We start from the raw sequence: 14,460 nt of genomic DNA on the forward strand, positions 1-14,460 counted from the left end.
CGGGCGCGCGGGGTTCTAGCCCGCGCGCGTCAGCCGGTCGACCTCGGCAAGCAGCCTCTCCGTCATCGCTGCCGCCGGCCGGCTCGCCGCCGCGAAGGAGCCGAGTTCCTCCCAGTCGAGTGTGCGCAGACCCGCCCCGCCCTCGCCCGTCTCGCTGTCCGCGATCTCTTTCAGCGCATCGACGAGCGTGATGTCCTGCGTGCGGGTCTTCGCCGCCGCCGCCTTTACCAGGTCCTGCGAGCGGGCGCGCCCGACATGCGGCACGAGCGCGAAGGAAAGCCGTTCTGCTAGCAGTGCGCCGCCGCCTTGCGTGACGATTTCCCCCATCCGCCGCACCTGTGGCTCCAGCGTGTCGACGAGCGCGCCAGCCTGCAGAAGCAGCGCTCCGGTGACCGGCAGGAGCTGCGGCAGGATCAGCCATTCGCCCATCCAGCCGGCGCCGTCGCGTTCGTCCTGATGGGCGGGCGTTCCTGACAGCATGGCGGCAAGGCCGCGCCCCTGGCGCGCCAGCGCCACCACCGCCTCGGCCCGGACCGGGTTCTGCTTTTGTGGCATGGTGGAGGAGCCGCCGGCCCCCTTCAGCCGGAGCTCGCCGATCTCGGAGCGCGCGGCGATGAGCACGTCGGCGGCGAGCTTCTCGCCGGCGGTGCAGATCGCACTGCACAGGTCCGCGACCCGCACCAGCGGTTGTCGGTCGGTCATCCAGGGCGGGGCGTCGGAAAGGCCGAGTTCGCCGGCAAGCCGCGCGCCGAAATCATCTGGGAGCCCCTTCGCGCCGGCACTCTCGAACAGGGCGGCGAGGTCGCCCGAGGCGCCGCCGAGCTGTACGGCAAGCCCGTCGCGGGAAAGCCGCCGCGTGCGGGCAAGCGCGCGGGCGAGCGGCAGCGCCCAGCCGGCGACGCGAAAGCCGAAGCTGACCGGCGTCGCGCCTTGCGTGCGGGTGCGTCCGGCCATCGGCGTCGTGCCGTGGGCGCGGGCAAGGGTGGCAAGCGCGTCGACGAGTCCGGCGAGACGCTTCTCCAGCACTGCAACCGCCTTGCCGAGGCGCAGCATCAGGCCGGTGTCGACGATGTCCTGCGAGGTGGCTGCGAAGTGGAGATGGTCGGCCGCCTCGCGACCGATCCGGCGGCGCAGCGCCGCAACCAGCGCCGGCACGGGAACGCCGGCCGATGCCGTGCCTTGCGCCAGTTCCTCCGGCGTCGGCAGATCGCCCCGGTCGGCCAGCGCCGCGAGTTCCCGGTCGATCGCCGCCGCCGCCTTGCCCGGTATCAGGCCGAGCCCGCCCTGCACGCGGGCGATGGCCCGTTCCACCTCGACCATGGCGGCGATTTCCGCCTCGTCGGTGAACAGCGCAAGGGTTTCCGCGTCGCCGAAAAGGCCGGCATAGAGCGGGGAATGAAGGGGCGTTTCGGCCATGTCGGATCGCTTCCGGGCGGGGGTCTTGGAGTGTGTCGCCGCAGACTATCCGCCTTTGTGCTCAGATGTCGAAAAACGCGGTCTCATCCGCGCCCTGAAGCCGAATGTCGAACCGGTAGCGGTCGCCTGTCCCCTCGACGGCACGTGCGATCAGCGTCTCGCGCGTCGCCGGATCCATGCGTCCGAGGTCGCCGTCGGCTGCGATGGCCGTGCGGTCCTCCTCGAAGTAGATGCGGGTGTGCAGATGGATGTTGATGCCGCGCGCGAAGATCAACAGCGCGATGTGCGGAGCGTGTCCTTCCGCGTGAACGCCCGGCTTTACCGTCCTGAAGCGGAACAGGCCGGTGGAAAGATCGGCCGTTGCGCGGGCGAAGAGCCCGTGCTCGCCCACCCGGCCCCTGCCGTCCGCCTGCCAGATTTCCAGCATGCAGTCGCGCACCGGCGCACCGGCCCCGTCGAAGACGGTGCCCTCGATCTCGATCGCCGGCCCCGTGTCGCTGTCGATCTCCGCGCCCGGCATGTTGATCGCGGCGTTGCGCCCTATCGCCTGCGGCGCGGTGCCGATGTGCACAAAGGGGCCCGCCGTCTGCGACGGGGTTTCGGCCAGTCTTTCGACCAGTCGCGCGGTCAGTCCTTCGTCGCCCATCACATGCCCTCCGGCTGGCTCTCGAAATGCGTCTGCCGGCGTCCGCGCAGGACGATGTCGAACCGGTAGGCGAGGCAGTCGAACGGCTCCTGATTGCGCATGTCGAGCCGTGCCACCAGCCGCTCGACGACGCTCTTGTCGGGGATGGTGTTGACGATCGGGCAGAGCGGGATGAGCGGGTCGCCCTCGAAATAGAGCTGGGTGACCAGTCGCTGGGCGAAGGCCTCGCCGAACACCGAAAGGTGGATATGCGCCGGTCGCCAGTCGGATCCATTGTTCGGCCAGGGATAGGGGCCGGGCTTGATCGTGCGGAAGAGATAGCGGCCGTCCGCGTCGCTGACGCAGCGCCCGCAGCCGGAAAAATTCGGGTCGAGCGGCGCCAGATAGCCGTCGTTGACATGGGCGTAGCGTCCCGCGGCATTGGCCTGCCAGACCTCGATCAGCGCATCGGGCACGGGGCGCGCGTTCTCGTCGAGAACCCGGCCGAAGACGTAGATGCGCTCGCCGAGCGCGTCGCCGCTCACAGCGGCGTTGCGGATGAGGTCGTGGTCGAGCGGTCCGAGCGGGCGCCGGCCGAGGGCCGGGCCGGTCTTTTCCAGTTTCGTCTGCTCCAGCGAGACGAGCGGGCGGACCGGCGCGCGCAGCACCGAGCTCTTGTAGGCCGGCGTCAGCGACGGCGGGTGCCCGCTCCTGTCGCGGCGATAGAAAGCGGGCCCCTGCCCGCGCGCGGTTTCAGCCATCGTTTTCCTGCTCCTCCCCCGGCGCGCCGGCGGCGCTGTCTTTCTCTTGCGTCGCCGTCTCGGCGAAGGCGGCCCGGGCGATGCGGATTGCCCGGTTGGCGGCCGGCACGCCGGCATAGATCGCCACATGCATCAGCGCCTCGCGCACATCGTCCGCGCTTGCCCCGGTGCGGGCGCAGGCGCGGCAGTGCATGGCCAGTTCCTCATCCTGGCCAAGGGCCGCGAGCAGCGCGACGGTGATCATCGAGCGTTCCCGCCGGGTGATCGCGTCGCTCGACCAGACGGTGCCCCACGCCCCGCGCGTGATCAGTTCCTGGAAGGGCGCGTCGAAGGCGGTCGCCGCCGCCTGGGCGCGCGCCACATGCGCCTCGCCCAGCACCGCCCTGCGTGTCGCCACACCGTCGTCATAGGGGTCCCGGCCCTCGCTCATGCGATCCTCCCCTCCACGAAACCGACAAGGAGCCCGGCGATGTCTTCCGGTGCCTCGACGCAGGGCAGGTGCCCGGCCCCGGCGATTTCGGCGAACTCCGCCCCCTCGATTGCCCGCGCCAGCGCGTGCACCGTTTCCGGCGGCGTCGCCAGGTCCTGCGAGCCCGCGATGCACAGCGCGGGGCGGCGGATCGTGGGTGTCAGCTCCCGCAGGTCGGCGGCGCCGATGGCGCGCGCCAGCGCGCAATAGCCGTCGGCCGGACAATGGGCGAGCATCGTCCGCCACAGGGCAAGCTCGGCCGGCCGGTCGCGGCGGAAGCGTTCCGAGAACCAGCGCTCCATCGTTGCCTCGGCGATCGCCTCCATGCCACCGGCCGCGATCGCCGCGATCCGCGCCTCCCACATCTCGGGCGCGCCGATCTTCATGCCGGTGTTGGACAGGACGAGGCCGGCGACCCGATCCGGATGGCGGATCGCCAGATCCTGCGCGATCAGCCCGCCGACGGACAGTCCGACGACAACGGCCTTGCCGATGCCGAACGTGTCGAGGAGATGAGCGAGGTCGTCCGCATGGTCAGAAACAGAGGGAGAGCGGGTGGAGGCCCCCCCGGAGGAAAGCCCGTGGCCGGCGGTATCATAGCGCAGCAGGCCAAAGGCTGCCGGCAGGCGCTCGGCGACGGCGTCCCAGACGCGCAGGTCGGTGCCGAGCGAATTGGAAAACGCCAGCGTCACCGCGCCAGTGCCCGGCCTGTGGCTTGCGTGAAGCACGCGTCCGTCCCGAATGACCGCTCTCACACTCTCCTCCGCCTCCCCGCAGGATCTTCAGTGTTCAGCATGGCGATGGGGTTTGGTAATGTAAAATAAGAAATCGGCGTATTTGCATAACCAAATTGCTCAATCTGCGGAGGCAGCGCATGCGGGTCGGCATGGGGTTGAAGTTGCGACATCTCGAGGCCTTTCTCGAGATCGCGCGCCGGCGCAGCCTCTCGGAGGCGGCGGATGCGCTCAGTGTGACGCAGCCGGCGATCTCGAAGACGCTCAAGGAGCTGGAAACCCTGCTCGGCGTGACGGTGATGGAGCGCGGACGCGGCGGCGTGGCCCTGACCCAGGCCGGCGAGGTCTTCCATCACTACGCGAGCCTGTCGGTCTCCGCCCTGCGCGAGGGGCTCGACGGCATCGAGCAGGCGCGCAGGGGCAGCGACCGGGTGCTGAGCGTCGGCGCCCTGCCGAGCGTGGCCGCCAGCGTCATTCCCGAGACCGCGCGCCTCTATCTGGAGCAGGGCCACGGCGCGACGCTCGAGATCGTCACCGGCCCGAACGGCCACCTGCTCGATCAATTGCGCTCCGGCGCGCTCACCGTGGTGATCGGCCGGCTCGGCCGCCCCGACGCGATGCAGGGCCTCAGCTTCCGCCAGCTCTACGCCGAGCAGGTTGCATTCGCCGTGCGTCCGGGGCATCCGCTCATCGCCGATCCCGATCTCGCCCGGCTCGGCGCGTTCCCGGTGCTTTTTCCGAACCGTTCTGCGGCGATCCGGCCGCTGGTGGAGCGGCTGATGGTCGCCAATGGCATCGGCCACCTGCCACGCCGGATCGAGACCGTCTCGAACGCCTTCGGTCGGGCCTTCACCCGTTCCGGTGATGCGGTCTGGATCATCTCGCACGGGGTGATTGCGGCTGATCTTGCCGAGGGCGCGCTGGTGGCGCTGCCCGTCGATACGGCGCTGACCCTCGGTCCGGTCGGCATCTCGACCCGCGCCGAGGAGACGCAGACGCCGGATCTGGTCGCCTTCATTGCGGCCTTGCGCAAGGCGGTCTGCGGGCGTGGCGGCCTGGCCGGCTAGCGGCTCATCCGTCGCCGTCCTGCGGTCCGCCGGTGCGCGTCGCCGACGGGCCCGGGCGCGGATCTGCGGGGTCCGTATCCCGGTGCCGCTCCAGCATCGCCATGCGCCGCTCGCTGCGCTCCGGATCGTGCTGCGTGACGCCGGCGACCAGCGTTTCCGCGATGACGAGGAGGGCGGCGGCCGAATCCCAGGGCGAAGGCACGGTGACGCGCGCCGGCAGCACATGGGCGGCGACACTTGCGATCGGCGACAGCCAGCTGTCGGTGACGAGCACCACCGTCACGCCAAGCGCCGACGCGCTCTCCGCCATCCGCCCGAGGTCGGCCTGATAGCGGCGGATGTCGAAGACCACCAGCACGTCGCGGCGCCCCATGTCGAGCAGCAAGTCGCGCCAGTTGCCTTCCTGCCCGGGCAGATGCACCACGCCGGAGCGCACGATGCGCAGATGCGCGGCCATGTAGCGGGCGAGCGCGTCGGTGAAGCGCCCGCCGAGCAGGTGGACCGTGCGGCGCTCGTCGGCCAGCAGCGCGACCACGGCGGCAAGTTCGGCCTCGGGGAGCTGGCGGAAGGTCTCGGCGATGTTGGTGCGGGCGGCGTCGGCCAGCGCGCCGATGCCTTGTCCCGCCGCCGGCTTGCCGACGCCGCCGCCGGCCTGCGCCTTGGCCAGAGGCGAGCGCAACTGATCCTCAAGCTCGGTGCGCAGCCGGGTTTGCAGGGCGGCATAGGTGGCAAAGCCCATCCGCGTGGCGAAGCGCAGGATCGTTGGCGAACTGACGCCGGCGGCGGCCGCGAATTGCGCGACCGTTCCCAGCCCCAGAACGGGATAGTTGCCAAGCAGCGCCAGCGCCGCACGCCGCTCCGTCGCCGTGCATTCCCCGAGCCTTTCGCGGATCTCTTCCGCCAGCGATTGCGTCATGTGCCGCCTCGGCAGTGCCGTTTTTGAAACCCGATTGACAATCGGAACCATGGTGTATCAAATCATACAGAAGGGCACAGGCAACGCAATTCTGTAACAAATATAACAAGCGTTGCCGGTTCGCAGTGCAGCCACGGGGCCGTTTCCAGCCGGCGCCCGGAGCGGGGGAGAGGCGCATGACGCCGCAGCCGGCATCAGGCATGCCGAACGGGGAGCCCCTCGGGGATGCCCCCATCGTCACGGAGAACGCCGGCGGCCGGGGCCGCGTCGTTATCCTGTGCGACCACGCGTCAAACCGGATTCCGGCGGAATTCGGCGACCTCGGCCTCGATGCCGAGGCGCGGCGCGCCCATATCGCCTGGGATCCGGGCGCACTGGGGGTCTCGCGCCATCTTTCCGCCGCGCTCGATGCGCCGCTGGTGTTTCCCGATGTTTCCCGCCTCGTCATCGATTGCAACCGCGACATTTCCGCGCCGGATCTCGTGCCGGCGGTGAGCGAGACGACGCGGGTGCCGGGCAATCAGGACCTGAACGCGGCGGCCCGTGCCCGCCGCATCGCGCTGTCCCACGCGCCCTTCCACGCCCGCGTCGAGGCGCTTCTCGAGGCGCGCGCCGGCGCTGGCATCGAGAGCATCGTCGTCTCGATCCACACGTTCACGCCGGTCTACAAGGGCGTCTCCCGTCCCTGGCCGGTGGGCATCCTGTCCAACCATGACCGCCGGCTTGCCGATGCGATGCGCGCCGACCTGGCGGCGCAGTCGATCTCCGACATCGGTGACAATGAGCCCTATGCGCCGCGCGACGGGGTCTATTACACGCTTCACCGCCACGGCGAGAGGCGCGGGCTCGCCTGCGCCATGGTCGAGATCCGCAACGATGAGGTGGCCGATCCGGCCGGAGAACGGCTGTGGGGAGAAAGGCTCGCGCGGGCGCTACGCGCCGGCGAGGCGGCTCTTGTCGAAAGAGGGGCGCGCAATGGGTAGTCTGGCGCGGGCCTACGTGCGCGGTGTCGACAGCTTCAACCGCGTCCTCGGCTGCATTGTCATGTTCGGCATCTTCGTGATGATGGCGATCCTGCTCTGGTCGTCGATCTCCAAGACCTTCTTCCTGCCGTCCCAGTGGACGCTGGAGATCGCCCAGTTCGCCATGGTCGCCTATTACATTCTCGGCGGACCCTATTCGATCCAGCTCGGCTCGAACGTGCGCATGGATCTCTTCTATGCAAACTGGTCGGTCAAGAAGAAGGCCTGGTTCGACGCCTTCACGGTCTTCGTGCTGATCTTCTACCTGGGTGTCCTGCTCTATGGCGGCCTCAACTCAATGGCCTATTCGCTCGGTCATTTTGGCACCGAGCCTTTCGTCTTTTTCAAGGATCTCGTCGTTGCCTTCGTTACCGGCGGTCCCGACGCGGCCGGCGAGGTGATCGGCTATGTCGAGCGCAGCCCCACCGCCTGGCGGCCGTATCTGTGGCCGATCAAGGGCGTGATGGTGCTCGGCTTCTTTCTGATGCTGCTCCAGGCGATCTCGGAACTGATCAAGGACATTGCCCGCATCCGCGGAGAGGAGATCTGATGTCCTATGAAATGATCGCCCTGCTGATGTTCTCCTCGATGATGCTGATGCTTCTGACGGGACAGCGGGTCTTTGCCGCGATCGGCGGCGTGGCCGCGGTCGCGGCCCTGGCGCTATGGGGCACGGGCGGCGCGGACATTCCCTTTTCCTCGGCCATGAAGCTGATGAAGTGGTATCCGCTGCTGACGCTGCCGATGTTCATCTTCATGGGCTACGTCCTGTCGGAATCGAAGATTGCCGACGATCTCTATCGCATGTTCCACGTGTGGATGGGGTCGATGTCCGGCGGGCTGGCCATCGGCACCATCGGCCTGATGGTGCTGATCTCGGCGATGAACGGCCTGTCTGTCGCCGGCATGGCCATTGGCGCCACCATCGCCCTGCCCGAGCTGCTCAAGCGCGGCTACGACAAGCGCATGGTCACCGGCGTGATCCAGGCCGGCTCGTCGCTCGGCATTCTGGTGCCGCCTTCCGTGGTGCTCGTGCTCTACGCCATGATCGCGCGCGCGCCGGTCGGCCAGCTCTGGTTGGCCGGCATCGTGCCGGGGCTGATGATGGCGGCGATGTTCGTCGTCTATATCTACGTGCGCTGCCGCATCAAGCCCTCGCTCGGACCCGCGCTCAGCGCCGAGGAGCGCAACGTCTCTCGGGCCGAGAAGCTGCGGCTGCTCGGCGCCGGCATTTTGCCGCTGGTGATTTTCGCCGCCATGATGGTGCCCTTCGTCAATGGCTGGACGAGCCTTGTCGAAAGCTCGGCGATCGGTGCGATCACCGCCTTTCTCGCCGCTGTCCTGCGCCGCCGGATGAACCGGAAGGTGTTCATCACCTGCGTGCGGCAGACGTTGGCGATCTCCTGCATGTTCATGTGGATCATCCTGGCAGCGCTGGGCTTCGGCGCGGTCTTCGACGGTCTCGGTGCGGTCAACGCCATCTCGGACCTCTTCACCGAGCGGCTCGGCCTCAATCCCTGGATGATCCTCATCCTGATGCAGCTGTCCTTCCTGGTGATGGGCACCTTTCTCGACGACACCGCCATGCTGGTGATCGTGGCGCCGCTCTACGTGCCGCTGGTCGGCACGCTGGATCTCGGCCTGCCGCGCGACGAGGTGCTGATCTGGTACGGCGTGCTCTACACGGTCACCACCCAGATCGCCTACATGACGCCGCCGTTCGGCTACAATCTGTTCCTGATGCGCGCCATGGCTCCGCCGGAGATTTCCATGCGCGACATTTACGGATCGATCACGCCCTTCGTCATTGTGATGGTGCTCGCGCTGGTGATCCTGATGGTCTTCCCGCAGATCGCTCTGTGGCTGCCTGATTATGTCTACGGCCGTTGAGGAGACGCGGAACCGGGGGAGAGGAAATGCGGGGCCGAAGGCCAAGACCCGGGGAAACCGGGCGGGATGAGAGGTCCCCGCGGAAAACAACGAGAACGGGCTGAAAGCACGCGGTGTCGAAATGACGTTTGGGCTCCCGGGAAACCCGGGTGCCGAAAGATCGACCAACCAGAGGGGAATGATACCGATGACCAACAGACGCGATTTTCTCAAGAAGGCCGGCCTCGGCTCCGTCGCCGCCGCAGGCGCCACCACGCTTGCCGCGCCGGCCGTCCTGGGCCAGGCGCCGATCAAGTGGCGGTTGCAGACCTACGCCGGCCCGGCTCTGGCCGAGCATGTGATCAAGCCGCATATCGACGCCTTCAACAAGGCCGCCAACGGGCAGATGGAGATCGAGCTCTATTTCTCCGATCAGCTCGTGCCGACGGCCGAGCTCTTCCGCGCCATGCAGCGCGGCACCATCGACGCGGTGCAGTCGGATGACGACTCCATGGCCTCGCCTACGGAAGTGACCGTCTTCGGTGGCTATTTCCCCTTTGCCAGCCGCTATTCGCTGGATGTGCCGGTGCTGTTCAACCAGTACGGCCTGAAGGAGATCTGGGAGGAGGAATACGCCAAGGTCGGGGTCAAGCACATCTCCGCCGGCTCGTGGGATCCCTGTCACTTCGCCACCAAGAACCCGATCCGCAGCCTCGCGGACCTGCAGGGCAAGCGCGTGTTCACCTTCCCGACCGCGGGCCGCTTCCTGAGCCAGTTCGGCGTCGTTCCGGTGACGCTTCCCTGGGAGGACATCGAGGTGGCGGTGCAGACCGGCGAGCTTGACGGTGTTGCCTGGTCGGGTATCACCGAGGACTACACCGTCGGCTGGGCCGATGTGACCAACTACTTCCTCACCAACAACATCTCCGGTGCCTGGGCGGGCTCCTTCTTTGCCAACATGGATCGCTGGAACGAGCTGCCCGAGCATCTCAAGGTCATGCTTCAGCTCGCCATGGACGCCTCTCACTATTATCGCCAGTGGTGGTACTGGGGCGGCGAGGCGAGCCTGCGCGTGGACGGAACCAAGATGGAGCTGACCTCGATCCCGGACGCCGAATGGGCGACGGTGGAGGAAGCCGCGGTCAAGTTCTGGGACGAGATCGCGGCGGAGTCCGAGATCAAGGCGAAGGTCGTGGAGATCTTCAAGAAGTACAACTCCGACATGCAGAAGGCTGGGCGGCCCTACCGCTACACCTGAGCGTGACGCGTCCGGGGGCGGCGACATCGCCGTCCCCGGCCTTTCCCGCCGGCGTGCCCGGCCGTGATACCGCAGCTTTCTGCCAAACCGAGAACGATGATCCATGGCTGGCAATCTGACCTTCGAAGCGCTCATCAAGGCCGTCGACGACGGCTCGATCGACACCGTGCTGGCCTGCATCGTCGACATGCAGGGCCGGCTGATGGGCAAGCGCTTTCACGCGCGCAACTTCATCGAGCACTCCTTCGAGGAGACGCATTGCTGCAACTACCTGCTGGCGACCGACCTGGAGATGTATACGGTCGAGGGCTATGCGGCGACGAGCTGGGCCGGCGGCTACGGCGACTATGTGATGAAGCCGGACCTTTCCACCCTGCGCCCCCTGCCCTGGCTGGAGGGCACGGTGATGGTGCTGTGCGACGTGCTCGACCATCACACCCATCAGGCGGTTCCCCATTCGCCGCGCGCCATGCTGAAGACGCAGGTCGCGCGGCTCGAGGCCATGGGCCTCACGGCGATGATGGCCACCGAGCTCGAGTTCTTCCTGTTCGAGAAGAGCTTCGAGGAGATCCGCAAGTCCGGGTTCCGCGACCTCGAGCCGCTGTCGGCCTACAATGAGGACTACTCGATCCTGCTGACCAGCCGCGAGGAGGCCGTGATGCGGCCGGTGCGCAACCATCTGGTCGCCGCCGGCGTTCCGGTCGAGAACTCGAAAGGCGAGGCCGAGGCAGGACAGGAGGAACTCAACATCCGCTACGCGGAGGCGCTGGCCTGCGCCGACCACCATGCCATCGCCAAGCATGCGACCAAGGAGATCGCCTGGCAGCACGGCCATGCGGTCACCTACATGCCCAAGTGGCACCATGCGAAGGTCGGCTCCTCCGCCCATGTGCACCAGTCGCTGTGGACGAAGTCGGGCGCGCCGGTCTTCTTCGACAAGGACGCTCCGCACGGCATGTCGCAGACGATGCGCCACTATATGGCCGGCCTCATCCGCTATGCGCCGGACTACACCTGCTTCCTGGCGCCCTATATCAACAGCTACAAGCGTTTCCAGAAGGGAACCTTCGCGCCGACCAAGACAGCCTGGTCGATCGACAACCGCACCGCCGGCTTCCGGCTCTGTGGCGAGGGCTCGAAGGCGGTGCGCGTCGAATGCCGCATCGGCGGCTCGGATCTCAACCCCTATCTGGCGCTTGCCGCGCAGCTTGCGGCCGGCATCCGCGGCATGGAGGAGAAGCTCGAGCTCGACGATCCGGTGACCGGCGACATCTATCAGGCGCGCCGGCTGAAGGACGTTCCCCGCTCGCTGAGGGCGGCGTCCGAGACCCTGCGCAAGTCGAAGATGCTGCGCGAGGCCTTTGGCGACGCGGTGATCGACCACTATGTGCGCGCCGCCGAGTGGGAGCAGGAAGAGTTCGACCGCGTGGTCACCGACTATGAGATCGCGCGCGGCTTCGAGCGGGCATAGGGTCCGCGGCCGCCGTTTGCCTGCCGCGCGGTTGGCGCGGCGTTTCTGTTGCGGCCGCATGGCGCGGCCGGATGACGATTGGGTGCTGAATGTCCGACACGATCAAGCTGATTTCCCCGGTTGACGGCTCGGTCTATGCCGAGCGTCCCGTGGCCACGGGAGCGGAGATCGACCAGGCGGTGGCCGAGGCGCGCGCCGCGCAGGTTTCCTGGGCGGCGACGCCGCTGTCCGAGCGCTGCGATGCGGTGCTTGCCGCGGTTGCGGCGCTCGAGGCGATGAACGACGAGATCGTCCCGGAGCTCGCCTGGCAGATGGGCCGGCCGATCCGCTACGGCGGCGAACAGGGCGGCACGCGCGAGCGCACCGATTACATGGTGAAGATCGCCGAAGAGGCGCTGAAGCCCCGCCGTCACACCGACCGCCCGGGCTTCACCCGCTATGTCAGACCCGAGCCGCTCGGCGTCGTCATGGTCATCGCGCCCTGGAACTATCCCTTCATGACGGCGATCAACACCATCGTCCCGGCGCTGATCGCCGGCAACACGGTGATCCTCAAGCACGCCGCCCAGACCCTGCTTGTCGGTGAGCGGCTGGACAAGGCCTTCCGCGCCGCCGGCCTGCCGAAGGGCGTCTTCCGCAACATCGTGCTCAATCACGGCCAGACCGAGGCTCTGCTCGGCTCGGGACGCATCGATCACATCAACTTCACCGGCTCCGTTGCCGGCGGGCGCGCCATCGAGAAGGCGGCGGCCGGCACCTTCGCCTCGCTCGGTCTCGAGCTCGGCGGCAAGGATCCCGCCTATATCCGCGCCGACGCGGATGTGGCGGCGGCGATCGACGGCATCGCCGACGGGGCGTTCTTCAACTCCGGCCAGTGCTGCTGCGGCATTGAGCGCATCTATGTGCACGAGAGCCACTTCGACACGGTGGTCGAGGGGCTGGTGAATTTCGCCTCCAGCTACAAGCTCGGCAATCCGCTCGAGGAGGCGACGACGCTCGGGCCGATGGCCCAGGCGCGCTTCGCCGCCCATGTGCGCGAGCAGACCGCCGAGGCCCTGCGCAAGGGCGCGCGGGCGCTCGTCGACCCGAAGCTCTTCCCGGCCAATGAGGAGGGCACGCCCTATCTGATGCCGCAGGTTCTCGTCGACGTCGATCACCAGATGTCGGTGATGCGCGAGGAGAGCTTCGGCCCGGTGGTCGGTGTCATGAAGGTGCGCGACGACGAAGAGGCGGTCTCGCTGATGAACGACAGCCCCTACGGGCTCACCGCCTCGATCTGGACCGCGGACGAGGCGGCGGCGATTTCGGTCGGCGACCGCATCGAGACGGGCACCGTCTTCATGAACCGCTGCGACTATCTCGACCCGGCCCTGGTGTGGACCGGCGTCAAGGAGACCGGCCGGGGCGCGGCCCTGTCCGAGTTCGGCTACATGTCGCTCACCCGGCCGAAGTCCTACCACCTGCGCACCTCGCTCTGAGGCGCGTCCCCAACCGGTTCCCCGTTCCCGGCGCGTTCTCCGCTCCGGGGACGGCTCGTTTCTCCCTCGCTCTCAAGGTCGAACGCTCATGAGCTCCACGCCTTCCGTCAACTGGTCCTATCCGACTTCCGTGCGTTTCGGCGCCGGGCGCATCCAGGAGCTTGGCTCCGCGGCAAAGCGCCTGGGCATGTCACGCCCGCTCCTCGTCACCGATCCGGGCCTTGCGCGCCTGCCGATGGTCGGCGAGGCGCTCGAAATCCTGAAGGCCGCGGGCCTCGAGCCCGGCCTCTTCAGCGAGGTCAAGCCGAACCCGACCGGCGCCAATGTCGAGGCCGGCGTTGCCGCCTACCGCGCCGGCGGCCACGATGGCGTCATTGCCTTCGGCGGCGGCTCGGGACTGGATGCGGGCAAGGTCATTGCCTTCATGTCCGGCCAGACGCGGCCGATGTGGGACTTCGAGGACATCGGCGACTGGTGGACGCGCGCCGATCCGGACGGCATCGCCCCGATCCTCGCCGTGCCGACCACCGCCGGCACCGGCTCCGAGGTCGGCCGCGCCGGCGTCATCACCAACGAGGAGACCCACACCAAGAAGGTCATCTTCCATCCCAAGATGCTGCCCGGCATCGTCATTTGCGATCCGGCGCTGACCGTGGGCATGCCGCGCTATTTCACCGTCGGCACCGGCATGGACGCGCTCGCGCATTGCCTTGAGGCCTATTCCTCGACCTTCTACCATCCGATGGGCGACGGCATCGCGGTGGAGGGCATTCGCCTCGTCTTCGAGAACCTGCGCCGCGTCGCCGACACGCCGGACGATCTTCTCGCCCGCGGTCACATGATGTCTGCCGCCGCCATGGGCGCGGTCGCCTTCCAGAAGGGGCTCGGCGCCATCCATGCGCTCTCCCATCCGGTCGGCGCGCTCTACGACACCCACCACGGCATGACCAACGCCGTCTTCATGCCCTATGTGCTCGCCTTCAACCGCGACGCCATCGAGGAGAAGATCGTGCGTCTGGCCGGCTATCTCGGCATGTCCGGCGGTTTCGACGGCTTCATGAAGGAGATCCTGGCGCTGCGTGCCGATCTCGATGTGCCGCAGACGCTGGCCGGGTTGAAGATCGACGGCGCCCAGGCGGCGAAGATCGCCGACATGGCCGTGGTCGATCCGACCGCCGGCGGCAATCCGGTCGAGCTTACCGTTGACGGCGCCCGCGCCATCTTCGACGCGGCGCTTGCCGGAAAGCTCTGATCCCCGCCCCTTCCGGTGCGCCGGAAGGAGGCAACGAGACGGCGCGCGGGCGGGATCGGCCCGCGCGCTTTTTGCCGCACTTGGCGCGCGCGTCGTCGCGCCGTCGATTGACAGCGGCGGGC

Annotated in this window: 14 protein-coding genes; 8 read left to right on the forward strand and 6 right to left on the reverse strand. The window is 67.9% G+C overall.

Annotated features, from left to right (window positions below; all coding sequences use genetic code 11):
* Nucleotides 1-15 precede the first annotated feature (15 nt).
* The 5 genes from ACSLUQ_RS17030 to pcaD form a co-directional block, all read right to left on the reverse strand.
* Nucleotides 16-1,416: a lyase family protein gene (locus tag ACSLUQ_RS17030; RefSeq protein ID WP_461809203.1), complete on the reverse strand. Its 1,401-nt coding sequence runs from the start codon at nt 1,414-1,416 to the stop codon at nt 16-18.
* Between the two features lie 61 nt (nt 1,417-1,477).
* Nucleotides 1,478-2,062 carry a protocatechuate 3,4-dioxygenase subunit alpha gene (gene pcaG, locus ACSLUQ_RS17035; protein WP_461809204.1) on the reverse strand — a complete coding sequence of 195 codons (585 nt, stop codon included), beginning with the start codon at nt 2,060-2,062 and terminating at the stop codon, nt 1,478-1,480.
* Nucleotides 2,062-2,802: a protocatechuate 3,4-dioxygenase subunit beta gene (gene pcaH, locus ACSLUQ_RS17040; protein ID WP_461809205.1), complete on the reverse strand. Its 741-nt coding sequence runs from the start codon at nt 2,800-2,802 to the stop codon at nt 2,062-2,064. Before pcaH ends, pcaG begins: the two co-directional genes overlap by 1 nt.
* Nucleotides 2,795-3,232, reverse strand: a complete 438-nt coding sequence (pcaC, locus tag ACSLUQ_RS17045; protein WP_461809206.1) for a 4-carboxymuconolactone decarboxylase — start codon at nt 3,230-3,232, stop codon at nt 2,795-2,797. The genes pcaH and pcaC overlap by 8 nt, the downstream gene beginning before the upstream one ends.
* Nucleotides 3,229-3,999 carry a 3-oxoadipate enol-lactonase gene (gene pcaD / locus ACSLUQ_RS17050; RefSeq protein WP_461809207.1) on the reverse strand — a complete coding sequence of 257 codons (771 nt, stop codon included), beginning with the start codon at nt 3,997-3,999 and terminating at the stop codon, nt 3,229-3,231. Before pcaD ends, pcaC begins: the two co-directional genes overlap by 4 nt.
* A gap of 146 nt (nt 4,000-4,145) precedes the next feature.
* On the opposite strand from pcaD, the gene pcaQ reads away from it, so the two are divergent.
* Nucleotides 4,146-5,072, forward strand: a complete 927-nt coding sequence (pcaQ, locus tag ACSLUQ_RS17055) for a pca operon transcription factor PcaQ (protein WP_417771314.1) — start codon at nt 4,146-4,148, stop codon at nt 5,070-5,072.
* 4 nt (nt 5,073-5,076) lie between these two features.
* On the opposite strand, the gene ACSLUQ_RS17060 is transcribed toward pcaQ, so the two are convergent.
* Nucleotides 5,077-5,988 carry a MurR/RpiR family transcriptional regulator gene (locus ACSLUQ_RS17060; protein WP_461809208.1) on the reverse strand — a complete coding sequence of 304 codons (912 nt, stop codon included), beginning with the start codon at nt 5,986-5,988 and terminating at the stop codon, nt 5,077-5,079.
* Between the two features lie 176 nt (nt 5,989-6,164).
* Between ACSLUQ_RS17060 and ACSLUQ_RS17065 the strand changes: the two genes are divergently transcribed.
* The 7 genes from ACSLUQ_RS17065 to ACSLUQ_RS17095 all read left to right on the forward strand — a co-directional run bounded on the left by ACSLUQ_RS17065 (nt 6,165) and on the right by ACSLUQ_RS17095 (nt 14,338).
* A complete protein-coding gene (locus ACSLUQ_RS17065) occupies nt 6,165-6,971 on the forward strand; it encodes an N-formylglutamate amidohydrolase (protein ID WP_461809209.1) in 807 nt (268 codons plus the stop codon).
* Nucleotides 6,964-7,560 (forward strand): TRAP transporter small permease subunit, encoded by a 597-nt coding sequence (locus ACSLUQ_RS17070; protein WP_417771311.1) that lies wholly within the window; start codon nt 6,964-6,966, stop codon nt 7,558-7,560. Before ACSLUQ_RS17065 ends, ACSLUQ_RS17070 begins: the two co-directional genes overlap by 8 nt.
* Nucleotides 7,560-8,900: a TRAP transporter large permease gene (locus tag ACSLUQ_RS17075; RefSeq protein WP_417771310.1), complete on the forward strand. Its 1,341-nt coding sequence runs from the start codon at nt 7,560-7,562 to the stop codon at nt 8,898-8,900. Before ACSLUQ_RS17070 ends, ACSLUQ_RS17075 begins: the two co-directional genes overlap by 1 nt.
* Nucleotides 8,901-9,087: 187 nt before the next feature.
* Nucleotides 9,088-10,137: a TRAP transporter substrate-binding protein gene (locus tag ACSLUQ_RS17080; protein WP_417771309.1), complete on the forward strand. Its 1,050-nt coding sequence runs from the start codon at nt 9,088-9,090 to the stop codon at nt 10,135-10,137.
* Between the two features lie 103 nt (nt 10,138-10,240).
* The gene (locus ACSLUQ_RS17085; protein WP_461809210.1) at nt 10,241-11,608 is read left to right on the forward strand and encodes a glutamine synthetase family protein; all 1,368 of its coding nucleotides are present in this window, start codon (nt 10,241-10,243) and stop codon (nt 11,606-11,608) included.
* A gap of 89 nt (nt 11,609-11,697) precedes the next feature.
* Nucleotides 11,698-13,086, forward strand: a complete 1,389-nt coding sequence (locus tag ACSLUQ_RS17090) for an aldehyde dehydrogenase family protein (RefSeq protein ID WP_417771307.1) — start codon at nt 11,698-11,700, stop codon at nt 13,084-13,086.
* Nucleotides 13,087-13,174: 88 nt separating this feature from the next.
* Nucleotides 13,175-14,338 (forward strand): iron-containing alcohol dehydrogenase, encoded by a 1,164-nt coding sequence (locus ACSLUQ_RS17095; protein ID WP_461809211.1) that lies wholly within the window; start codon nt 13,175-13,177, stop codon nt 14,336-14,338.
* Nucleotides 14,339-14,460: the final 122 nt, after the last annotated feature.

It is taken from the genome of Stappia sp. ICDLI1TA098 (genome assembly GCF_054880955.1).